Source organism: Rhodococcus sp. NPDC059968, assembly GCF_042738615.1.
Lineage (GTDB): Bacteria > Actinomycetota > Actinomycetes > Mycobacteriales > Mycobacteriaceae > Rhodococcus_F.
This window is the reverse complement of record NZ_JBHWUE010000001.1, coordinates 29,838-51,665: the sequence shown is the minus strand read 5'-3', so window position 1 is coordinate 51,665 and position 21,828 is coordinate 29,838. Positions and strand designations below refer to the sequence as shown.

19 protein-coding genes and 3 pseudogenes are annotated in these 21,828 nt (G+C 68.0%); 18 read left to right on the top strand and 4 right to left on the bottom strand.

The features are described from left to right. Positions 1–16 precede the first annotated feature (16 nt). From ACFWAY_RS00245 to ACFWAY_RS00220, 6 genes are all read left to right on the top strand, one after another. Complete coding sequence (locus tag ACFWAY_RS00245) at positions 17–1,264, top strand: DUF6986 family protein (RefSeq protein ID WP_378509483.1); 1,248 nt, start codon at positions 17–19, stop codon at positions 1,262–1,264. 88 nt (positions 1,265–1,352) lie between these two features. Beyond that, positions 1,353–1,508, top strand: coding sequence for a hypothetical protein (locus ACFWAY_RS00240; protein WP_378509482.1), 156 nt, complete (start codon positions 1,353–1,355; stop codon positions 1,506–1,508). Continuing rightward, positions 1,505–2,437: an allantoinase PuuE gene (puuE, locus tag ACFWAY_RS00235; RefSeq protein ID WP_378453475.1), complete on the top strand. Its 933-nt coding sequence runs from the start codon at positions 1,505–1,507 to the stop codon at positions 2,435–2,437. The genes ACFWAY_RS00240 and puuE overlap by 4 nt, the downstream gene beginning before the upstream one ends. A 10-nt stretch (positions 2,438–2,447) precedes the next feature. Further along, positions 2,448–3,161 carry a GntR family transcriptional regulator gene (locus tag ACFWAY_RS00230; protein WP_378509481.1) on the top strand — a complete coding sequence of 238 codons (714 nt, stop codon included), beginning with the start codon at positions 2,448–2,450 and terminating at the stop codon, positions 3,159–3,161. Between the two features lie 179 nt (positions 3,162–3,340). Next, positions 3,341–4,879, top strand: coding sequence for an NCS1 family nucleobase:cation symporter-1 (locus ACFWAY_RS00225; RefSeq protein ID WP_378509480.1), 1,539 nt, complete (start codon positions 3,341–3,343; stop codon positions 4,877–4,879). A 12-nt stretch (positions 4,880–4,891) separates the two neighbouring features. After that, positions 4,892–5,620 (top strand): aspartate/glutamate racemase family protein, encoded by a 729-nt coding sequence (locus tag ACFWAY_RS00220; protein ID WP_378453478.1) that lies wholly within the window; start codon positions 4,892–4,894, stop codon positions 5,618–5,620. Between the two features lie 3 nt (positions 5,621–5,623). Here the strand turns inward: ACFWAY_RS00220 and ACFWAY_RS00215 are convergent, their stop codons facing one another. Next, positions 5,624–6,187 carry a helix-turn-helix domain-containing protein gene (locus ACFWAY_RS00215; RefSeq protein WP_378509479.1) on the bottom strand — a complete coding sequence of 188 codons (564 nt, stop codon included), beginning with the start codon at positions 6,185–6,187 and terminating at the stop codon, positions 5,624–5,626. 140 nt (positions 6,188–6,327) lie between these two features. Between ACFWAY_RS00215 and ACFWAY_RS00210 the strand changes: the two are divergent. The 11 genes and pseudogenes from ACFWAY_RS00210 to ACFWAY_RS00160 form a co-directional block, all read left to right on the top strand. Next, positions 6,328–6,639: pseudogene (locus tag ACFWAY_RS00210) on the top strand (solute carrier family 23 protein); the annotation flags it as partial. A 265-nt stretch (positions 6,640–6,904) separates the two neighbouring features. Continuing rightward, the gene (locus ACFWAY_RS00205; RefSeq protein ID WP_378509728.1) at positions 6,905–7,135 is read left to right on the top strand and encodes a recombinase family protein; all 231 of its coding nucleotides are present in this window, start codon (positions 6,905–6,907) and stop codon (positions 7,133–7,135) included. Between the two features lie 170 nt (positions 7,136–7,305). After that, positions 7,306–9,111 carry a zinc ribbon domain-containing protein gene (locus tag ACFWAY_RS00200; protein ID WP_378509478.1) on the top strand — a complete coding sequence of 602 codons (1,806 nt, stop codon included), beginning with the start codon at positions 7,306–7,308 and terminating at the stop codon, positions 9,109–9,111. A gap of 3 nt (positions 9,112–9,114) precedes the next feature. Beyond that, positions 9,115–10,196, top strand: a pseudogene (locus tag ACFWAY_RS00195) (solute carrier family 23 protein); the annotation flags it as partial. After that, positions 10,177–11,137: pseudogene (locus ACFWAY_RS00190) on the top strand (isopenicillin N synthase family dioxygenase). The pseudogenes ACFWAY_RS00195 and ACFWAY_RS00190, both read left to right, overlap by 20 nt. Before the next feature lie 121 nt (positions 11,138–11,258). Further along, positions 11,259–11,771: a 2-oxo-4-hydroxy-4-carboxy-5-ureidoimidazoline decarboxylase gene (gene uraD / locus ACFWAY_RS00185; RefSeq protein ID WP_378509477.1), complete on the top strand. Its 513-nt coding sequence runs from the start codon at positions 11,259–11,261 to the stop codon at positions 11,769–11,771. Then, on the top strand, positions 11,771–12,100 hold the full coding sequence (gene uraH / locus ACFWAY_RS00180) for a hydroxyisourate hydrolase (protein ID WP_378453482.1): 330 nt from the start codon (positions 11,771–11,773) through the stop codon (positions 12,098–12,100). Before uraD ends, uraH begins: the two co-directional genes overlap by 1 nt. A gap of 3 nt (positions 12,101–12,103) precedes the next feature. Beyond that, positions 12,104–13,015 (top strand): factor-independent urate hydroxylase, encoded by a 912-nt coding sequence (pucL, locus tag ACFWAY_RS00175; RefSeq protein WP_378509476.1) that lies wholly within the window; start codon positions 12,104–12,106, stop codon positions 13,013–13,015. Then, on the top strand, positions 13,015–14,382 hold the full coding sequence (locus ACFWAY_RS00170; RefSeq protein ID WP_378509727.1) for an 8-oxoguanine deaminase: 1,368 nt from the start codon (positions 13,015–13,017) through the stop codon (positions 14,380–14,382). Before pucL ends, ACFWAY_RS00170 begins: the two co-directional genes overlap by 1 nt. A gap of 4 nt (positions 14,383–14,386) precedes the next feature. After that, positions 14,387–15,196: an FAD binding domain-containing protein gene (locus ACFWAY_RS00165; RefSeq protein ID WP_378509475.1), complete on the top strand. Its 810-nt coding sequence runs from the start codon at positions 14,387–14,389 to the stop codon at positions 15,194–15,196. Then, complete coding sequence (locus ACFWAY_RS00160; protein ID WP_378509474.1) at positions 15,193–17,904, top strand: molybdopterin-dependent oxidoreductase; 2,712 nt, start codon at positions 15,193–15,195, stop codon at positions 17,902–17,904. Before ACFWAY_RS00165 ends, ACFWAY_RS00160 begins: the two co-directional genes overlap by 4 nt. A 32-nt stretch (positions 17,905–17,936) precedes the next feature. Here the strand turns inward: ACFWAY_RS00160 and ACFWAY_RS00155 are convergent, their stop codons facing one another. Both ACFWAY_RS00155 and ACFWAY_RS00150 read right to left on the bottom strand, forming a co-directional pair. Then, positions 17,937–18,401: an NUDIX domain-containing protein gene (locus ACFWAY_RS00155; RefSeq protein ID WP_378509473.1), complete on the bottom strand. Its 465-nt coding sequence runs from the start codon at positions 18,399–18,401 to the stop codon at positions 17,937–17,939. 9 nt (positions 18,402–18,410) lie between these two features. Then, complete coding sequence (locus ACFWAY_RS00150; RefSeq protein WP_378509472.1) at positions 18,411–19,715, bottom strand: NAD(P)/FAD-dependent oxidoreductase; 1,305 nt, start codon at positions 19,713–19,715, stop codon at positions 18,411–18,413. Between the two features lie 154 nt (positions 19,716–19,869). Between ACFWAY_RS00150 and ACFWAY_RS00145 the strand changes: the two genes are divergently transcribed. Beyond that, entirely contained in the window at positions 19,870–20,769 is a 900-nt protein-coding gene (locus ACFWAY_RS00145; protein WP_009477562.1) for a LysR family transcriptional regulator, read from the top strand. Here the strand turns inward: ACFWAY_RS00145 and ACFWAY_RS00140 are convergent. Then, the gene (locus ACFWAY_RS00140; RefSeq protein WP_378453489.1) at positions 20,766–21,767 is read right to left on the bottom strand and encodes an alpha/beta fold hydrolase; all 1,002 of its coding nucleotides are present in this window, start codon (positions 21,765–21,767) and stop codon (positions 20,766–20,768) included. The two genes, ACFWAY_RS00145 and ACFWAY_RS00140, sit on opposite strands and share 4 nt — an antisense overlap. Between the last annotated feature and the right edge of the window lie 61 nt (positions 21,768–21,828).

Below are 21,828 nucleotides of genomic sequence, written 5' to 3'. Positions count from 1 at the left end.
CTGCCAAGATCGTGACGTGAACCCCCAGTACCTCAGCCGTCTCCCCGACAGCGGTTTCGACCGCGTCGACGCACTCCTCGACCCCGTCGACACCGACCTCGCGGTCGCTTTTCCGGGCGATCGGCAGCAACCGCAGCCCGTCCACACCGTCTACGTGAGCGCGGCGGACGCCGGACCGGACACCCCGAGGGTGTGGGGTGAGCAGGCTGTCGAACTGCTGGACAGGCACACGAATGCGCTGTCCGAAATCGGAACGACCGGTGCGCTTCCCGACGTCCGCGCGATGCTCGAACACCGTCCGATCATGGATCTGCGGATCGATTTCGAGGACGGCTACGGCTGGCGGAGCGACGACGTCGAGGACGCCGCCGCACTGGAAGTGGGACGCACGCTCCGACTGCTCTCGTCCGACCCGTCCGGCCCGCGGTCGCTGGGCATCCGCGCGAAGGGCCTGGCCCCGCACGAGCGCCGACGCGGAATCCGGACGCTCGAACTCGTCCTCGAAGGCGCGGGTGGGGTTCCCGACGACTTCGTGTTCACGGTGCCGAAACTGCGTGCGGCCCAGCAGGTCACCGCCGTCGTCGCGTTGTGCGAGGAACTGGAGCGCGCGTACGGGCTCCCCGACAGGTCGCTGCTCTTCGAGTTGCAGATCGAGAGCCCGCAGGCCGTGCTCGGACCGGACGGCACCGTGACCGTCGCGAAGGCCATCCACCTCGCCGACGGGCGCTGCACCGGATTACACTACGGCACTTACGACTACAGCGCTGCCTGCGGAATCGCGTCCCGGTTCCAGTCGCTCGAGCATCCGGTGGCCGACCACGCCAAGTCCGTGATGCTGGTGGCGGCGGCCCAGACCGGCGTGTGGGTGTGCGACGGATCTACCCAGGTCATCCCGCAGGGCAGCGACGAGGACATCCACGCCGCGCTGGCCCGGCACTACCGGCTCGTCACCCGCTCGCTCGAACGCGGCTACTACCAGGGATGGGACATGCATCCCGGGCATCTGATCACCCGATGGCTCGCGACGTTCGACTTCTACCGCGGTGCGCTGCCCGCCGCGGCCACCCGCGTGCAGGCCTACCTCGACCGCCAGGGTGGCGGGGTGATGGACGAACCCGCCACCGCGCAGGCGCTCGCGACGGTGATCCTGCGGGGACTGGCGTGCGGCGCATTCGACGAGGACGCGGTCCGCGCGCAGGCCCCCGGATGCACGGTGGACACACTGCGTGACCTCCTCACCCGGGCGGTGGTTCCGGAGAGCTGAGCACCTCTCCGCGCACGAGGACCGCCCGCACCACCCACTCCGCCGCCCTACACTTGCCCCCACGCCCGATCAGGAGGTAGCCGCACCCGTGACCCCGAACACCTTGACCCCGCCCAGCTTCCGCGGTCTGCCGAACCTGGCCGTACGCACCCTCGGCGGGGAGATCTTCCCCGACGGCGGCATGGCGCGGTTGCGCCTGTGGGGTTCCCTGACCGGGGCTGGTCGGGCAGGCTTGGCATCATGACCCACGGTTTCGATACCAGCTACCCCCGTGACCTCGTCGGATACGGGCAGCACCCGCCCGATCCGCAGTGGCCGGGCAGCGCGAAGGTCGCCGTCCAGTTCGTCCTCAACTACGAGGAGGGCGCCGAGAACAACGTGCTCCACGGCGACGAGGCGTCGGAGACGTTCCTGTCCGAGATGGTCGGGGCCCAGCCGTTCCCGAACCGGCACATGAGCATGGAATCGATCTACGAATACGGATCGCGCGCCGGATTGTGGCGCGTGCTCCGGGCGTTCGAGCGACGAGGGCTCCCGCTCACGATCTTCGCGGTGGCGAAGGCGATGCAGCGGAACCCCGAGGCCGTCAGCGCCTTTCGCGAACTCGGTCACGAAATCGCATGCCACGGTCTCTGGTGGAAGTCGTACCAGCTCTCCGACGAGGACGCCGAGCGTAAGGACATGGCCGAGGCGGTGGAGATCCTGCGCGACCTCACCGGCGAGGCACCGCTGGGCTGGTACACCGGCCGCGACTCCCCGCTCACCCGGCAGCTGGTCGTCGAGCACGGCGGCTTCGAGTACGACTCCGATTCGTACGCCGACGACCTGCCCTACTGGGTGAAGGTCGACGCCCCAGGAAAGGGCCTCGTCGACCACCTGGTGGTGCCGTACACCCTCGACACCAACGACATGCGGTTCGCGTCGCCCGGCGGTTTCCCGAGCGGCGAGCAGTTCTTCGCGCACCTGCGGGACGCGTTCGACGTCCTGTACGCGGAGGGAACGGCCGGGGCACCGAAGATGCTGTCCGTGGGTCTGCACTGCCGCATCGCCGGCAGACCCGCCCGCACCGCGGCGCTGGAGCGTTTCCTCGATCACGTGCAGTCTCACGACGACGTCTGGGTCGCCCGGCGCATCGAGATCGCCCGCCACTGGCGCGACGTACACCCCGCCTGAGGACGGCCCGATGCCCCCGCGACGACCGTCGATGCTGGTCACGAACCTGGCCAACCGCGATCCCGGCAGCTCTCAGACCGTGATCCTTGAGGAGCTGCGCCGGGTGATCCTCAGCGGCGGCGCCCCGCCGGGCACCCCGATCCCGGTGGACGAGGTGGCCGAGCACTTCGGCGTCAGCCGCATCCCGATCCGGGAGTCGCTGAAGACGCTGATCGGCGAGGGTCTCGTCGATCATCGGGCCAACGCCGGGTACACGGTCGCCCGGCTGACCGTCGACGAACTCGAGGAGCTCTACCTGGTGCGGGGTGTCCTCGAGTCGGCGGCGCACTCCGTGGCGATCACCCTCGCCGACGAGGCGGACGACGCCCGGGCCAGGGAGGCCTACGCGGCACTCGACCGCTCTGTTCTCGAGGACGACCTGACCGCGTACCACCGGGAGAGCCGCAACTTCCACCTCGCCCTGGCGTCGCCGTGCCGGATGCAGCGGCTTCTGCACATGTTCGAGTCGGCGTGGAATATCACTGAGCCGGTACAGCCGATGTCGCAGGTGGGGACCCCGGATCGGCTGCAACTCCATCTCGGGCACCGCGACATGCTCGCGGCGTTCCTCGCCCGCGACGCCGCGGCATTGAAGGCGGCCACAGACCGGCACAACGAACAACTCGACACGGTGATCGCCGCCCTCCCCACGGACACCGGAATCTTCCGGGACACGCCCGGGTAGGCCGCCCGGCAAGATATATTCTCGGCCCGGACCGTGCGCCGGCGAGAATATATCTTCGCCGTCACAGCCAGGAAATATCCGGAAACTACTTTTGCTCCCAGCACTTCGGTGGTGTGCTTTTCACCGAGGCACCCTTACATCGAAGCAGTCGTGTCCGTACTGCACCAGGGAGCAAAACGATGACTCAGACAGCGCCCTCCAACGAGGGGGAAACCGTCCCCGGTGCACACCTGGCCGGCGCCGGGCTGATCAAGCCCGGATATCACCCGCGACTCACCAACGACGATCTCGCGCCGCTGAAGACGCAGTCGTGGACTTCGTACAACATCTTCGCGTTCTGGATGTCCGACGTGCACAGCGTCGGCGGCTACGTCACCGCGGGCAGTCTGTTCGCGCTCGGGCTGACCAGCTGGCAGGTCCTCGTCGCCCTGGTGGTCGGCATCGCGATCGTCAACGTGTTCGCGAACCTGGTGGCCAAGCCCAGCCAGGTCACCGGCGTCCCCTACCCGGTCATGTGCCGCAGCGCCTTCGGCGTTCTGGGTGCCAATGTCCCGGCCATCATCCGCGGGCTCATCGCGGTGGCCTGGTACGGAATCCAGACGTACCTGGCTTCGCACGCGTTCGTGATCCTCGGCCTGAAGATCTGGCCGGGCCTCGCGCCCTGGGCGGACGTGCACGAGCACGGATTCCTCGGACTGTCGGCCCTCGGCTGGGCCGGGTTCATGACGATGTGGGTGCTGCAGGCGCTGGTCTTCTGGCGCGGCATGGAGAGCATCCGCAAATTCATCGACTTCTGCGGCCCCGCCGTCTACGTGGTGATGCTGATGCTTGCGATCTACCTGATCAGCGAGGCCGGATGGTCGAACATCAGCCTGAACCTCGGCGAAGTGAACTACACCGGCTGGTCCGCTGTGCCCGTGGTGCTGGGCGCGATCGCCCTTGTCGTGTCGTACTTCTCGGGCCCGATGCTCAACTTCGGCGACTTTTCCCGGTACGGAAAGACGTTCGGCGCGGTCAAGCGCGGCAACTTCCTCGGCCTCCCGGTGAACTTCCTGTTCTTCTCGATCCTCACCGTCGTCACCGCCTCCGCGACTCTGCCCGTGTACGGCCGCCTGATCACCGATCCGGTCGAGACGGTCGCGCAGATGGACAACCTGTTCGCCGTCGTCCTCGGTCTCCTCACCTTCATCGTCGCCACCATCGGTATCAACATCGTCGCCAACTTCGTCTCCCCGGCATTCGACTTCTCGCACGTCAGCCCGCAGCGCATCAGCTGGCGGACGGGCGGAATGATCGCCGCCGTCGGATCCGTCCTGATCACACCGTGGAACCTGTACAACAATCCCGAGGTGATCCACTACACGCTCGAGACGCTGGGGGCGTTCATCGGACCGCTGTTCGGAATCCTCATCGCGGACTACTACCTGGTGCGCAGGCAGCGAGTGATCCTGGACGACATGTTCACCATGTCCGAGGGCGGAACATACTGGTACAAGAAGGGTTACAACCCGGCCGCGATCATCTCCACCGTCGTCGGAGCGCTGGTTGCCGTCGTACCCGTCGTCCTCAAAGCCCAGCCGTTCGGACTCGACGTGTGGGGCATGGCGGGCGCCGCCCAGTACTCGTGGTTCCTGGGCATGGGCGTCGGATTCGTCTGCTACCTCGGGTTGTCCGCCGGTGCCCGTCGCGCGAATCGCCCGTCCCCGATCGAAGCGTAGGTTCGAGACACCGTGCTCATCAAGATCGTCAATCCCAACACCACCCAGTCGATGACCGACAAGATCGGCGACTGCGCCCGCTCCGTCGCGGGCCCCGGGACGCTCGTCGAGGCGGTGAGCCCGAAGATGGGTCCCGCGTCCATCGAGAGTCACTACGACGAAGCACTCAGCGTCCCCGGGCTTCTCGAGGAGATCGCCCGCGGCGAGGAGGCGGGGGCGGACGGTTACGTGATCGCCTGCTTCGGCGACCCGGGCCTCGACGCGGCCCGCGAACTGGCGTCCGGACCCGTCCTCGGTATCGCCGAGGCGGCCATGCACGCCGCGAGTTTCCTCGGCCGCGGGTTCAGCGTCGTCACGACGCTGGGACGCACCCGGGGCCGGGCCTGGGAACTGGCCGAACGGTATGGGATGCAACGCTTCTGCCTCGGTGTGCACGCATGCGAGATCGCCGTCCTCGACCTCGACCGCGACCCGGATTCGGTGAAGGTGATCACCGAGGCCTGCCGCGTCGCCCTCGATCGCGACGGGTCGGACGCGATCGTGCTGGGGTGCGCGGGCATGGCGGACCTGTGCGCCGTCATCTCGGCGGAACTCGGGGTGCCGGTGGTCGACGGCGTGGCGGCGGCCACCCTGATGGTGCAGTCCCTCGTGACGCTCGGATTGCGGACCGGCGCGCGCGGAGAATTCGCGGCTCCCTTGCCCAAGAAGTACACCGGACTGCTCGAGGGTTTCGGCCGCTGACGGTCAGAAGGACGGCGGGGTGCTCGTGATGAGGAACCGTGCCGGTTCCGCGGCGTCGTTGAACCACCGGTGCGGCACGGTGGCCGGGTAGTACAGCGTGTCTCCCCGGTCGAGCACGTAACTCTCCTCGACGCCCACTTCCACGCGGATGCTGCCGTCGATGACGTATATGAACTCCTCGCCGGCATGTTCGGTGTGCTCGCCGGCCTGCGAACCCGGTTGCGCTGTCACCTCGTTCGGTTCCATCGCGCGCACGCCCGTGGAGCAGAACCGGAGCACGGCGCCGTCCGACAGCGCGAAGCGCCTGCCCTCGCGGCTGCGCACCAGACTCGTCGGCGTGCGCGCACCCTGTTCAAGCAGGGCGTGCGCCGTGGTTCCCAGCACCTGCGCCACCCGGTGCAGATTCATGACGCTCGGCACCGAGTGGCCGTTCTCCGCCTGACTCAGGAACGGCTGCGACAGTCCCGTTTTGGCCGCCACGTCGCGCAGGGTCAGCCCCGCGTCACGCCGGGCCGATCGGATCGCGGTGCCGATGGCGACGGCCAGTCGGTGTTGATCCTCGTCCATGAGGCGAACGCTAGCACCGTGTTTCGCGGAAACAGCGACGGATTACACGGACGAAACGAAATTGACCCTGCTTAGTAAAGATTGGCGTGCTCAATAGAACTGAACTCGAACGCTCCCTTCACTCGGACGGAGATCGACCCATGTCCTTCCACGCAGTCGACCAGCGCCTGCCTTTGATGCGGCAAGCGGCCTTCGGTCTGCAGCACGTGCTCATCATGTACACCGGCTGCATCACCGTTCCGCTGGTCTTCGGTGCCGCAGCAGGACTCGACAAGTCCACCGTCGCGTTGCTGATCAGCGCCGACCTGCTGATCGCCGGGATCATCACGATCATCCAGAGTCTCGGCGTGGGAAAGCTGGCGGGCGCACGGCTGCCGATCGTCTGCGGCGCGACGTTCGCCGGGCTGACACCGATGATCCTCATCGCGAAGGAATACGGGCTCTCAACTGTTGACGTAATGTCCAATACTTCCTGATCCTTTCTATTGTCATCGGATCGTGCGCGTCGGCGAGGCGGCGGCATACCTGAATATGTCGGTGGTGGGGTCCGGAAGGCCGCGTCCGAGAGCCGGTTACCCTCTCGGCGTACAGCTTCCGGTCAGCGAGTCTTCGATCGGGAGGATCTCGACGTCTACCTGGGTCGATCTACACCGGAGAGTGTTCAGCCGACAGGGCGGAAGCGTTGTACTGCCGGGTGTCCGGCTCGACCGGTAAGGAATCCTCGCTCGCCAATCAGGAAAGATGCTGCGTGCGAGTGCCACCGGCACCGTGTACCGGGTCTACCAGGATCGTGGTTCAGGTCTGTGGGAGACCCGGCCGGGACTGAATCGGGTGCTCGACGACGCAGCCAGGGGTCATTTCACGGTGGTGCGAGTGGTGTGGCGGGATCGGTCGGCGCGGTTTGCCGGTGGCGTGGATCGAGCGGTACCTGTCGGTGGTCGGGGTTAAGGTCGAGGTCCTGCGGGAACATGGGGACACGTCGCCGGTAGAGGAGCTGATGGATGACGTCAAGGCAGTGCTCGCGTCGTTTTCCGGCCGTTTCTACCAGTTGCGGTCGAAGCAGAGTCAACGTCGGCTTCTTCGGCGATGCGGCAGCACGGTGGGAGAGGGGCTAGCTGATGGCCGATGCCGGATTCACCGCGCTGCGGCAGTTCTCGTTCACCACCCGCCCCTACCTGGCTGTCGAGGACGCGACGGGTGCGCCGATCGGGCTCGACGACCTCGACGTTCGTGTCGGGTGGATGCTCGACCTGATCTCGGGCGCCGAAGCGCAGATGCTGTGGTGGCTGTGGCAACCGGCCACCTTCGATGTCCTGGCCGCCGGTCGTGACAGCCAAGGCCGGACACTCCCGATGCACGGTCATGTCGCTGCTGCGCGTCTCGGCTGGACCCCGCACTACCCGGACGGTGTCTACGTCCCGTCGCGTGTCACGCGGGTGGTGACCGCGCAGGCGGTAGGTACTTTGCGGGCTCTGGCATACCGAGACACCACGATCACTGCACTGTCGGCCCGGTTCGACCCGGCCACCGGCCGTCTGAGCGCACCGAGTTGTGCTGCGGAGTATGTGCCGTCCGGATTCGCCCGTGGCGTGGCGCGGCAGCTCACAGCGCGCTCACGCCGCACCGCCGGTGCGGCAGACGCGCGCCTGCGGATCACCGACGTGCAAGCACCACCCCGAACCTCGGCGATGGCTCGGCTTTCCGCAGCGGATCGACAACTCGCACACCTCACCGTCACAGACGCCGTCATGACGTTGACGGTCAAACTCCCCACCACCGTCGCCCCGACGGGACGCGCGCAATGGCGGCGGGTTCGGGTGACCGCCGCGATCCCACCGCACCTGCGCAGGCGGCCGATCAGCGAGTGGCATCTACCGACCCTGGTCCTCGACCACCGGGGGTTGCTGTGGCGGTGCGCTGCCACCGAAGCGGTCCCCGCCGCTGATGTGACATCGGGAAATATCGCGGTGGGCGTGGACTGGTCTCCGTCCACACTCGGTGCTGCCGCCATCGCCACAGAAACCCCGGAGGGGCTGGTCTCGGACTATCGAGGTTTCACGTACGACGATCGAGGTCTCGGTATCAAACTGGCTCGCCTGCAGCAGGAAGGTCAACTGCTGCACCGGAAGGCGGCCCGGTTGACACGACTGGCCGCCACCGCCCCACCCGATGTCCGCGCCCAGCTTGAGGAGAAGATCGCCGTCCTCGACGCCCACCGCGAGGCGGTGGGTATCAAGCGGGGGAAGATCAACCGGGAACTGGCGTTCCACTTCGCCCGCCAGGTCACCGGCTACGCCGCCGACGCCCAGGCGCAGCTGATTGCGGTGGAAGATCTCACCACCCTCGAGACCCGCGGACACGGACACGTCAACAACAACCGGGCCGCGCAGTCCGCCCGCCGCCAAGCCGTCGCCGCCCTCGCCCACACCGCAGCGGAGGTCGGTATCGCGGTGGTTTCGGTGCCCGCCCGGGGATCGTCCGCATTGTGTCCGGGCTGCGACGAACCACTTGCACGCCCCGGCGGCTACCACACCGCGTGGTGCCCGGGCTGCCGGGTCGGAGGCAACCGCGACCACGTCGCCGGGGTGAACCTGGCCAAACGCGCGCTCCTCGGCAGGAACAACGTCACCCGCCGGCGTGGGCGGATGCCCGCGATTCGGGTCGCCGAGCACGCGCCGGTGCGCAAGTGCCGGGACAAGAACGGTCCGACACCGCGTCGGCCGCGGCACCGCCGGGTCCGCCACAGCCTGCCCACCGTGACACCGCGGATGGGGGTGACTCCGAAACAGCATGTTCCTGCACCACAAGCGTCGGTGTGGGACACGGTCAAACCCGCACCGCCGCACGGTGATGCGTGTAGCCGTGACACACGTCCATCTCCCACGCCCGCCACGCAAGTGGCAGATAGTATGAGATCTACGTAGACGCTCCAAGCGGTGTACGGCTCGATGCTCGCGTGCGGCCTCGTCGGCCTCGCCCTCGCCGTGCCCTTCGCGCGGCTGATCCGGTTCTTCCCGCCGCTGGTCACCGGGGTCGTCCTCACCGTCGTCGGCATCTCCCTGATCGGCGTCGCCGCCGGCCTCATCGTCGGAAACGATCCGACGGCAGACGGTTTCGCGGATCCTGGCAACATCGCGCTCGCCGGTGTCGTCGTGCTCGTCGCGATCGCCTTCCACTGCCTCGGCCGCGGGATCTGGACCCAGCTCGGTGTACTCCTCGCCCTCGTGATCGGCACGCTCGCCGCGATTCCGATGGGTCTGATCGACCTGGGCGGCGTATCCGGTAGCCCTGGTTCGGCATCACCGCTCCGTTCCACTTCGGGGCACCGGAGTTCCCGATCACGGCGGTGGTCGCGATGAGCATCGTGATGGCCGTGGTGTTCGCGGAGACGACGGCGAGCATGCTGGCCCTCGGCGAGATCACCGGGAAGCCCCTCACCAAGGGTGACGTGGCCCGCGGCCTCGTCGGCGATGCGCTGTCCGGCGTACTCGGCGGCATCTTCAACGCGTTCGTCGACACCATCTTCACGCAGAACGTCGGGGCCGTCGCCACCACCCGCGTCCACAGCCGGTACGTGACGGCCACCAGCGGTGCGATCCTGATCGTCCTCGGTCTGATCCCGAAGATGGGTACCGTCGTCGCGGCCCTGCCCGCGCCGGTCGTCGGCGGTGTCGGCATCATCCTGTTCTCAACGGTCGCGGTGGTGGGGATGAACACGCTCCGCAAGGTGGATCTCAGCGTCCGGATCAACACCACCATCGTCGCGGTGTCGGTGGGCATCGGCCTGCTCCCCGAGTTCGCCGAGGGGATGTTCGAGCACTTCAACTCGTCCGCCCAGATCCTGCTCGGCAGCGGCATCACCCTTGCCGCCATCTCCGCGTTCTCCCTGAACCTGCTGTTCAACCACACCCGGATCGGCACCGCCGCCCGCGCCGCCTCTGCACCGGTCATCGCAGCAGGCCCCGTTCCGCCCACCTCCGAGGAGCCGCATGTTGGCGCCCGTGCCTGAGCCGTTCGATGTCCCCGTCATCGACATCTCCCCGTACGTGACCGGCGGGTCCGACGCCGAGTGCAACCGGGTGGCACGCGAAATCGACTCGGCCAGCGCCGCCATCGGATTCAACCAGATACTCGGTCACGGCATCCCCGAACCGGTGATCGAGGGACTCGCCGGCGCCGTCGACGACTTCTTCGCGCTGCCCCTGGAGACGAAGAAGACGTATCGCGTGGAAGGCGCCAACCGCGGATACAGCCCACCGAAGAGCGAGTCGCTCAGCCTGAGCCTGGGCGTCGAGTCGGCCACCCGGATGAACGACTTCTTCGAGGCCTACAACGTCGGAGCGGAGGCTCGGTCGTTCCCGGACCTGCACCTGTCCGAGGACGACTACGGACTGAACGTGTGGCCCGAGGTGCCCTCCTTCACCGAAGCCGTTCAGGCCTACTACGTGCACGGCGAGCGCGTCGCACGCACCCTGACGCGGATCTTCGCCGACGCCCTCGGGCTCGATCCGGGCTTCTTCACCGCCCTGACCGACCATTCCATCGACGTCCTCCGCATGAACAACTACGCGCTGCCGGAAGGCAGTGTCACCCTGGACGGCGAGCTGACCGGCATGGGTGAGCACACCGACTTCGGGCTGGTCACGGTGCTGTGGGCCGATCGTGTGGCCGGCCTGCAGGTCCTCGGGCGCGACGAGCGCTGGCACGACGTGAGTCCCGCGGAGGGGGCACTTCTCGTCAACCTCGGCGATCTCACCGCCCGGCTCACGAACGACCGGTGGATGTCGACGCTGCACCGGGTGACTCCGCCCGTCGTCGACGGAACGATCACGCGGCGGCGATCGGCGGCGTGCGAAACTGGCGGGTTCCCGTCACGGCAAGAAGAACACTGCCGCGGTGCGTGAGGCCGAGCGGGTCCTCGCCGCGGCGGAACGGGCGGCCGCCCGGTGAACCGTGAACACGCGGACGCCCGAGCGGTCACGGGTCTCGTCGAGTTCTTCGAATCGACCTCCACCCGTGCGCCATAGTGGTAGCCAGAGGTACCGAAAAGGCGCACGAGCGAGGAGCCCTCATGACCGAACCGCCCGGCCTGATCGCGTTCAACGCACTGAGCGACGCGCGGGCCGCCGATCTGCTCGTGCGGTGCTGCTCGTCGACGGTGTGGGCGCAGCGGATGGCCGCCGGCCGTCCGTTCCCGTCCGCCGACGCGCTGTATACCGCCGCCGACGACGTTCTCGGAGACCTGACGGAGTCCGAGATCGACGCGGCCCTGGCCGGCCACCCGAGGATCGGGGACCGGGCGGACAACCCGTCGTCCGCGCGCGAACAGTCGGCGGTCGCCTCCGCCGACGACGACGTCCGCGCGCGCCTGCGGGCCGGTAACGAGGAGTACGAGCAGAAGTTCGGGCACGTCTACCTGGTGTGCGCGTCTGGCCGGTCGGCGCACGAACTGCTCGACGTGCTGCGCGACCGCCTCGGCAACGACGGCGCCACGGAGCGCAAGATTCTGCGGACCGAACTGGCCGCCATCAATCGGATACGCCTCGAACGCCTTCTCGGCGAGATCGGAGACACCGAGCACTGATGTCCAAGATCCTCAGCACCCACGTGCTCGACGCCACCGACGGCACACCCGCGGCCGGCATGCACGTTCACCTGCTGTCACCTGAACGCGACGTCATCGCGAGCGCGACGACCGATTCGGACGGCCGCATCGCCGAGATCGCACCCGACGGTCTGATCGCTGCCACCTATTCGCTGGTCTTCGAGACCGGCGAGTACTTCGCCGCCCGCGGCCAGGAGACGTTCTACCCGGAGGTATCCGTCACCTTCGTCCTCGACGACCCGCAGCGCGGATATCACGTCCCGTTGCTGTTGTCCCCCTTCGCGTATTCCACCTACCGCGGGAGCTGAAGAATGACCGACCTCACCGGCGCCATCGTCCTGGGCGACAACCAGTACGGCAAAGCCGAGAACCGCATCGTGCGGATCTACCGCGACACCCCCCGGCACGAAATCCGGGACGTGAGCGTGTCGACCTGCCTGCGCGGCGACTTCTCGGCGGCACATCTCGCCGGCGACCAGAGTTCGGTGCTGCCCACCGACACCCAGAAGCAGACGGCGTACTCCTACGCGAAGGAGAAGGGACTCGACTCCATCGAGGAGTACGGGCTGACGCTGGCACGGCACTTCGTGAACGACGTGGCCCCGGTCGAGGGCGCCCGCATCGAGATCGAGGAATACGCCTGGCAGCGCGCGGTGGTCGACGGAGCGGAGCACGACCACACCTGGGTGCGCAAGGGTGAGGAGGTGCGCACCACGGCGATCACCGTCGACGCCGACGGCACGTGGGTGGTCGGCGGGCTGAAGGATCTGGTGATCCTCAAGTCCACCGGCAGCGAGTTCTTCGGATTCCTGAAGGACGAGTACACGATCCTCGAGGAGACCCACGACCGGGTGATGGCGACTTCGCTTGTCGTGCAATGGCGGTTCGTCACCACCGACGTGGACTGGAACAGTGTCTACGCCGGCATCAAGGAGCAGATCGTCACGACGTTCGCGACCGTCCATTCGCTCGCCCTGCAGCAGACGCTGTACGAGATCGGCAAGGCGATCCTCGAGCGCTACCCCGTGCTCGCGGAAGTGCGCCTGTCCGCGCCGAACAAGCATCACTTCGCCCACGACCTCGCTCGCTTCGGGGTGGAGAACGACAACGAGGTCTTCCACGCCGCCGACCGTCCGTACGGCCTGATCCAGGCGACGGTGCAGCGGTCCGATGCTCCGGACGCCGGACCCGCGTGGTCGGCGTACGCGGGCTGGCTCAGCTGATGTCCGCCGGCCCGGGCACCGTCGTCGTCTCCGGCGCGTACGTCACCACTGTGGACGCGGCGGGCACCGAGTATCCGGACGGTTACGTCGTCGTGCGGGGCAACGGCATCGTCGACGTCGGTGCCGGTCCCGCACCGGTGATCGAGGGCGCGAGGGTGGTCGACGGACGGGGTTGCCTGCTCACCCCCGGACTGGTGAACACACACCATCACCTGTACCAGTGGATCACCCGCGGGCTCGCCGCCGACGACACCCTGTTCGGCTGGCTGACCACCCTCTACCCGATCTGGGCGGGCATCGACGCCGACGCCGTCCGGACCGCGGCCACCGGCGGTCTCGCCTGGCTGGCGAAGCACGGATGCACGACCACGACGGACCACCACTACGTCGTGCCACGCGACGGCGGCGACGTGTTCGCCGCCGAGATCGAGGCCGCACAGACCGTCGGGCTCCGGTTCCACCCCAGCCGAGGGTCGATGGACCTCGGCCACAGTCAGGGCGGACTGCCACCCGACTCGGTAGTGGAGCGTCTCGACGACGTCCTGAAGGGCACGCAGCATGTCATCGACCGCTGGCACGAGCCGGCACCCGACTCGATGCTGAGGATCGCGGTGGCCCCCTGCTCCCCGTTCTCCGTCACCGGCGACCTCCTGACCGAGGCCGCGGCCCTCGCCCGTTCCGCAGGAGTGCGGCTTCACACCCACCTCGCGGAAACCCGTGACGAGCAGAGCTTTTGCCTCGAGCGGTTCGGCTGCAGCCCGGTGCAGTACATGGAGCAACTCGGCTGGGTAGGCCCCGACGTCTGGTACGCGCATGCCGTCCACCTGGACGACGCCGCAATCGGCACGATGGCAGGCACCGGCACCGGGGTAGCCCACTGCCCCACGTCCAATGCGCGCCTCGGCGCCGGGATCGCCCGCGCCAGGGATCTCCACGCGGCGGGGGTTCCGCTGGGGCTCGGGGTCGACGGCGCCGCCAGCAACGAGGCGTGCAACATGCTCGAGGAGGCCCGGCACGCCGTGCTGTTCGCGCGGGCCCGCGGCGGCCCGGGCGAGATGACGGTGCGTACCGCCCTCGAACTCGCCACGCGCGGCGGAGCCCGGGTCCTCGGCAGGGAGGACGAACTCGGCTCCCTCGAGCCCGGCAAACTGGCCGACCTCGCACTGTGGCGGGTCGACACCCTCGCACATTCCGGCATCACCGATCCGGTGGCGGCACTCGTACTCGGAGTCACACCGCCCCTGGAGTTGCTTCTGGTGAACGGGCGAGCCGTCGTCGAGCGTGGGAGAGTGATCACCGTGAACGAGGAGAACGTCGCCGCGGAGGTCGAGCAGGCCCACCGGGCCCTGGTGCGCAAGGCCGGGTGAGTCGATGGATCTGTCGTTCGTGACGGAACTCTCGGCCCCACGCAGCCGTGACGACCTGCCCGCCCCGGAACCCGGAACGGCGTACCTGGCGGGCGGCACCTGGCTGTATTCGGAACCGCAGCCCACGGTCACCCGACTGGTGGACCTGACCACCCTCGACTGGCCGGCGATCACCGTCCACGACGACGGACTCGAGCTCGCCGCGACGTGCACCATCGAGAACCTCTGCAACACAACGCTTCCCGCCGAGTGGACGGCGACGAGCCTGTTCCGGCCGTGCGCCGAGTCCCTGGTCGCGTCGTGGAAGATCTGGCACACCGCGACCGTCGGCGGCAACCTCGCGCTGGCGCTCCCGGCCGGGGCGATGATCACGCTGTGCTGCGCGCTCGACGCCGAACTCCTGATCTGGACTGCCGACGGGGGTGAGAGCCGAGTTCCGGTCGACCGTTTCGTCACCGATGCCGGTCGCACGGTGCTCGGAGCCGGTGAACTGATCCGCAGCATCCACCTCCCCGCCACCGCGTTGCGGGGCCGCACGGCGCTGCGCAAGATCGCGTACTCGCCGCTCGGACGGTCCGGCGCCCTGCTGGCCGGGCGTGTCGCCGCGGACGGTTTCGCACTGACCGTCACCGCATCGACCGTCCGCCCGTTCGTCCTCCGCTTCCCCGCCGTTCCCGGCCCCGACGTATTGAGCGAGTCTCTGTCGGAACGGATCTCCCCCGACGACTACCTGACCGACGCGCACGGCGCCGCGGACTGGCGCCGTCACGTCACGGGAGTCCTCGCCGAGGAGATCAGGAGGGAGCTGGAATGAAGTTGACGGTCGACGGTAAGTCGGTGGATGCCGACCCACGGCCCGGTCAGTGCCTGCGCACCTTCCTGCGGGAGCAGCAGCGGTTCGCGGTCAAGAAGGGCTGCGACGCCGGCGATTGCGGCGCCTGTTCCGTGCTGCTCGACGGCGCTCCGGTGCACTCGTGTGTGGTGCCGGCGCATCGCGCCGAGAACCGCGAGGTGACCACCGCGGCCGGCCTCGGCAGTCCCGATCGACTCCACCCCGTGCAACAGCAGTTCGTCGAGGCGGCGGGCTTCCAGTGCGGGTTCTGCACCCCCGGGATGGTGGTGACCGCGTCCGCGCTCGACTCCGGTCAACGGGCCGACCTGCCGCGCTCACTGAAGGGGAATCTGTGCCGCTGCACCGGCTATCGCGCCATTCGCGACGCCGTCGGCGGCATATGTACAACCGAATCAGACAGTGCCGGTAAGTCGTTCGGCCGATCGATTCCCGCACCTGCCGCCACCCGGGTGGTGTGCGGCGCCGAGCCCTACACCCTCGACCTGGCCGTCGAGGGCCTGACCCACATCCAGATCCTCGGCAGCCCACATGCGCACGCCCGCATCACCCGACTCGACACGTCCGCCGCGGAGCAGCTGCCCGGCGTCCACGCGGTACTCACTCACCGCGACAGTCCCGACGTCGCCTTCTCCACGGCCCGCCACGAGTTCCGCACAGACGACCCCGACGACACCTACGTGTTCGACACCATCCTCCGGTTCCGGGGGCAGCGCGTCGCGGCCGTCGTCGCCGACTCCGTCGACATCGCCCGGCGCGCAGTGGAACTGATCGAGGTGGAGTACGAAATACTGGAGCCCGTCTTCGATCCCGACCTGGCACGCCGCCCCGGTGCACCCCTGCTGCACGGTGACAAGGGCGCCGATTCCCGGATCGCGGACCCGGCCCGGAACCTGGTGGCCGAGGTCCACGGCGAAGTCGGCGACCTCGCCGCCGGGCTCGCGGCGGCGCGGGACACGGGTGCCGTGGTGGAGGGCACGTGGCAGACGCAACGCGTGCAGCACGCGCATCTCGAAACCCACTCGGCCATCGGCTGGCTCGACTCCGACGGGCGGCTCACCCTCCGCAGCAGCACCCAGGTACCCTTCCTCGTCCGCGACGAACTCGCCCACCTGTTCTCGCTCGACCGCGCACAGGTCCGGGTGTTCACCGCCCGGATCGGGGGCGGCTTCGGCGCCAAGCAGGAGATGCTGGTGGAGGATCTCGTCGCCCTCGCCGCTCTGCGCACCGGCCGACCGGTGCAGTACGAGTTCACCCGCTCCGACCAATTCACGATCGCCCCGTGCCGGCATCCCATGCGGGTCTCGGTGAAAGTCGGCGCCGACGGCGGTGGAAAGCTGACGGCGCTCGCCGTCGACGTGCTCTCGGACGCCGGTGCGTACGGCAACCATTCGGTGGGCGTGATGTTCCACGGCTGCAGCGAATCCGTTGCGCTGTACCGGTCGCCGAACAAGCGGGTGGACGCCCAGGCCGTCTACACCAACAACCTGCCGTCCGGGGCGTTCCGCGGTTACGGCCTCGGCCAGGTCATCTTCGCGGTGGAGTCCGCGCTCGATCAGCTGGCGACGCAACTGGGCATCGATCCGTTCGAACTGCGCCGCCGCAACGTGGTCGTTCCGGGTGACGACTTCGTCGACGCCGAGGTGGAGCACGGCGACCTCACGTACGGCAGCTACGGACTCGACCAATGCCTCGACCTGGCGGAGGCCGCACTGCGCCGCGGCAACGACGTGCGTCCGCCGGACGGCCCACAGTGGCGAGTCGGTGAAGGCATGGCGGCGTCCATGATCGCGACCATTCCGCCGCGTGGACACTTCGCGGACGTGTCCTGCACCCTCGTCGAGGGCGGCCGGTACGAACTTCGGGTGGGCACAGCCGAGTTCGGCAACGGCACCACCACCGTGCACGCCCAGCTCGCGGCGTCCGCGTTGGGCACCACCGCCGACCGGATCATCGTGCTGCAATCCGACACCGACGTCGCCGGGCACGACACCGGCGCGTTCGGTTCGGCCGGCACGGTGGTCGCGGGGAAGGCGGTGCATCTCGCGGGAACCCGGTTGCGGGAGCAGCTGTTCGAGGTCGCTCGCCGCGTGGCGGGTGCGGCCGAGGACAGCGACTGCGCGCTGACACCCGACGCTGTCGAGGTCGCCGGGCGGGTCGTCGAACTCGACAAGCTGGTGCCCGAGGGACCGCTCCGCGCCGAGGGCAGGCACGACGGCACCCCCCGCTCGGTGGTGTTCAATGTGCACGCGTTCCGGGTGGCGGTCGACACCGTCACCGGGGAGGTCCGGATCCTGCAGTCCATCCAGGCGGCGGATGCCGGCACGGTCCTCAACCCGCAGCAGTGCCGCGGGCAGGTCGAGGGCGGCGTCGCGCAGGCGATCGGCAGCGCACTGTACGAGGAGATCCTGCTCGACGGCGCCGGGACCGTGCTCAACCCGCAGCTCCGGAATTATCACCTTCCACAGCTCGTAGATGTGCCGGACACCGAGGTGTATTTCGCGGACACCTACGACGAACTGGGCCCGCACGGCGCCAAGTCGATGAGCGAGTCCCCGTACAACCCGGTCGCCCCGGCCCTGGCCAACGCGATCGCGGACGCCACCGGCGCCCGGCTTCGGCGGATCCCGATGACCCCCGCCGCCGTCTGGCGTGCGCTCCCGCGCCCGTGAGTACTTATTAACGTCCCGCGGTTAATAAGTACTCACGGGCGGCGAAGCCGCAGGGCGTCGACGATCGGACGCTGCCCCTTGACCAGCTTCGTCTCCGCCTCGCTCGCCGGGAACCAGCGGGCGTCGTCGACCTCGGGGAACTGCTGAAGCCTCCCCGACCGCGGCGGCCATTCCAGCTCGAACGTGTTGCTTTCGACGAAGGTGACGTCCTCGCTCACCTCCGCCACGTAGACCGTGATCACTTTGCGTGAGGGCTGCCGGAATTCTCCGAGCAACTCGTACTCGACGGCCGGCGGCGGCGCGCCGATCTCTTCCTCGAACTCGCGCAGTGCGGCCGCGTGGGGGTCTTCGCCCTCGGCGTATTCGCCCTTGGGGATCGACCACGCAGCCTCGTCCTTGCGCGCCCAGAATGGGCCGCCCATGTGCACGATCCACAACTGGAGCACTCCCGCATCGTCGGTGCGATACAGGAGTACTCCAGCGCTGGTGACGGTCATGGACCCAGGCTAGGCTGCGGCGTCCTCGCGCTGCTCGCGCAGCTCGGCAGGTTCGATCTCCTGGGCGTAGTGGAAGTGCGGGCGCCGGTGTCCGAGGAACGAACCGAACCACGACATCACCGCGACGTACCGGTTGCGGAATCCGACCAGGTAGACGAGGTGCACGGCGAGCCACAGGAACCAGGCGAGCACACCGGTCAGCTCGATCTTGCCGACGCGGGTGATCGCACGGAACCGGTTGATGATCGCCATGCTGCCCTTGTCGCGGTACGTGAACGGCGTTCCGAGGGCGCGTTTCCCGGTGATGATGGCCGCGACGTGCCGTCCACCCTGCATCGCGAACGGCGACTGGGCTGGCAGGTTGTTCAGCGACGCCATGTCGCCGATCGCGTAGACGTCGTCGTAACGACCCACCGTGAGGTCCTCGTCGACCAGCAGGCGGCCGCCGCGGCCGGTCTCGCAGCCGGTCCGTTCCGCGAGCACCGCAGCGAAGTCGTTGGCCTGGATGCCTGCCGACCAGATGATCGTGTCCGCCGTGAGGCGCTTCTCGAAGCCGGTGCTCGGCGACGACAGGGTGGCGCCGTGTTCGTCGATATCGGTCACCATCGTGCCCAGCACCACCTCGACGCCGGCCCGTTCGAGCGAGTCCTGGGTGTACTTGCTGAGCTTGCCGCCGAACACGGGCAGCGTCTCCCCCGCACCTTCGACGAGGGTGACGGTGACGTCTTCGGACGTGATGTCGCGGAGCGACTTCTCGAAGTAGCGGCCCGCCAGTTCCTTGATCTGACCTGCCAGTTCGACACCGGTCGGACCGGCGCCGATCACGATGAAGTGCAGCAGGTCGCGGCGACGCTCCGGGTCGGAGGTGGTGTGTGCCTCCTCGAAGCAGCGGACGATCTGACGGCGCAGCCGGTCGGCGTCGGCGACGGTCTTGAGCGCGTACGTGACCTCGGCGAACTCGTCGTGACCGAAGTAGGCCTGCCGGGCGCCCGTCGCGGCGATCAGGCTGTCGTAACCGATCGTGTGGCTTACCCCGCCTGCCTCGTAGACGACCACTTTCTTGTCCGGGTCGACGTCGACGACGCGGCCGAGCCGGACGTCACCGCTGGGGTACTTCGCGAGGATCGCGCGGATGGACGGGGCGATCTCGCCGGGCGAGATGACACCGGTGGCGACCTGGTACAGGAGGGGCTGGAACAGATGCTCGGTGGTCTCGGAAATCAGCACGAACGGCGTGCCTGCCTTGCCGAGCTTCTTCGCCGCCGCGAGTGCGCCGAATCCCGATCCCACGATGACGACCTGTGTGCGATCCACCGAAAACCTCCTACTGCTTCTGGCGTCTACTTAGCGCCGCGTATGAGCTCCACATTAGGGATCGCCCGTTGTTAATTGCCAGTAAGCTGGGGAAATCGAAATTGTGTTATCTCGATTGCTCATAAGTCGTCACAGAAGGACGTAACCTCAGGTCATGGAGTTCCGACAGCTTCGCTACTTCCTCGCGGTCGGCGAGGAGGGCAGTTTCTCGCGCGCGGCGCAACGCTGCTTCATCTCCCAGTCGGCGATCAGCCACCAGATCGCCAAACTCGAACACGAGTTGGGCACCACCCTCCTGGAACGGTCGACTCGTGCCACCCGGCTGACCGCGGCCGGCGAACGGCTGATGCCCATCGCGGCCGAGATGATGGGCCTCGAAGCCCGCGCGCTGTCGGTGGGACTCGATCCCCGCAACCGGCTCCGCATCAGCGCGAGCATGAGCTTCGCGACGCAGAGCCTCGAGGCGATATCGGCTGTCCGCGAAGACTTCCCACAACTCGACATCGAGTTCGTCATCAAGGACTTCACCGACCGGATGACCGCCGTCGCGTCGGGGGACGCCGATCTCGCACTCATTCGCGGCGGCGTCGATCGGCCGGGGCTCGAAACCGTGGAATTCGGGCTCGAGGACCTGGTGATCGTGACGTCGAGCAAACACCCACTGGCGGGGGTCTCGACCGTCGACCTGAGCGAACTGGCGCCGTACCCCCTGCTACTGCCGCCACGCAGCAGTCAGATCCTGATCCACACCGTGGTCGAGGACGCGTTCCGGCAGGTCGGGCAGCGCGTCATGCTCGGACCGTCGATCCCCAGCGACCACACGGCCACCCTCGACGTCCTCACGACTCCGCGGTCGTGGACGGTGCTGTACGCCGACACCGCCGACGCGACACCCCGCCGCGGGCTGAGCTTCCTGCGTGAGGCGCACGACCGACTGCGCATCCCGGTGTGCGGGGTCGTCCGGAGCGGAACGGCGACGAGACCCGAACTCACCCACCTGTTCCGCGCGCTCGCGCAGTCGATCGCCGGGTCCCGCGGATCCGCCGAAACTTAGGCGTCGATCAGTCCGTGCCGATCGACCCACGTGAGCACGTGGTCGAGCATCGTGTCGGGAACCTCGAGCTGCGGGGTGTGCCCCACGTTCCCGAGAATCACGCTGTCCCACCGCGGGTTTGCCCTCGCCACCTTGCGGGCCGCCGCGACCGGAACCAGTCGGTCGCGGTCGCCGTGGAGCAGGAGCACTGGTTGTCCGATCGACTGCATGGTGTCGAGATATCGACGCGGGCGGGCCAGGACCCGCATCAGTGACCGGCTGGCCTGAAGGAACGCCGCATCCTCGGACGGCAGCCCGCGCCGGTATCCCGCGAGAGCCGCTGCGGCGTCGAGGGAATCTTCCGACGCCCGGCCCGGCTCGGCGAAACACAGGTCGATCATCCGCTCGACCAACTGCCGGTCCGTCAACTTCCTGCTCGAGTACTGCAAGAACCGTTCCCCCACGAACGGCGTGAAGTACATCGCGAACTGCGCGGCGATCCGCGGGTCCGGGATCCGTTGCGCGACAGGCAGTGCGGGATCAACGAGAACCAGAGCCGAGACCGTCTCGGGGTGCGCCGCCGCCTCGAACAACGAGATCATGCCGCCCATCGAATTGCCCATCAAGATCACGGGACCGCCGACGACGTCACGAAGGAAGCGATGCAGTACCTTCGCGTTGGCGCCGACCCCCGTCCGGCGGCGGCCGGACGGACTGAGCCCGAATCCGGGGAGATCCACGGTCAGCACCCGGGTGCGCTCCGCGAGGACCGGTGCGATCCGGACCCAGTTGAGATGCGAGCCGCCGAGGCCGTGAACCATGACCACGGGAGTAGATCCGGTGTCGTCACCGTATTCGACCCAGTGGACAGGACCGTCGATGTCGACGACGCTGCCGGAGCCGCCCCACTGCTGCGCGAACTCCTGCTGGGGAGGTTCGCCGACTCTGTTCGGATCCACCTTGTGTCCGTCCGTTCCGGCCGTTGGCGTGTCGAGGCCACCGGCCAGTCTACGGCGCACGCCGCGACACGGGTGCGTGACGCCGAGCTCGCGTGGAGGAATTCGCGACGTCGACGCGCAC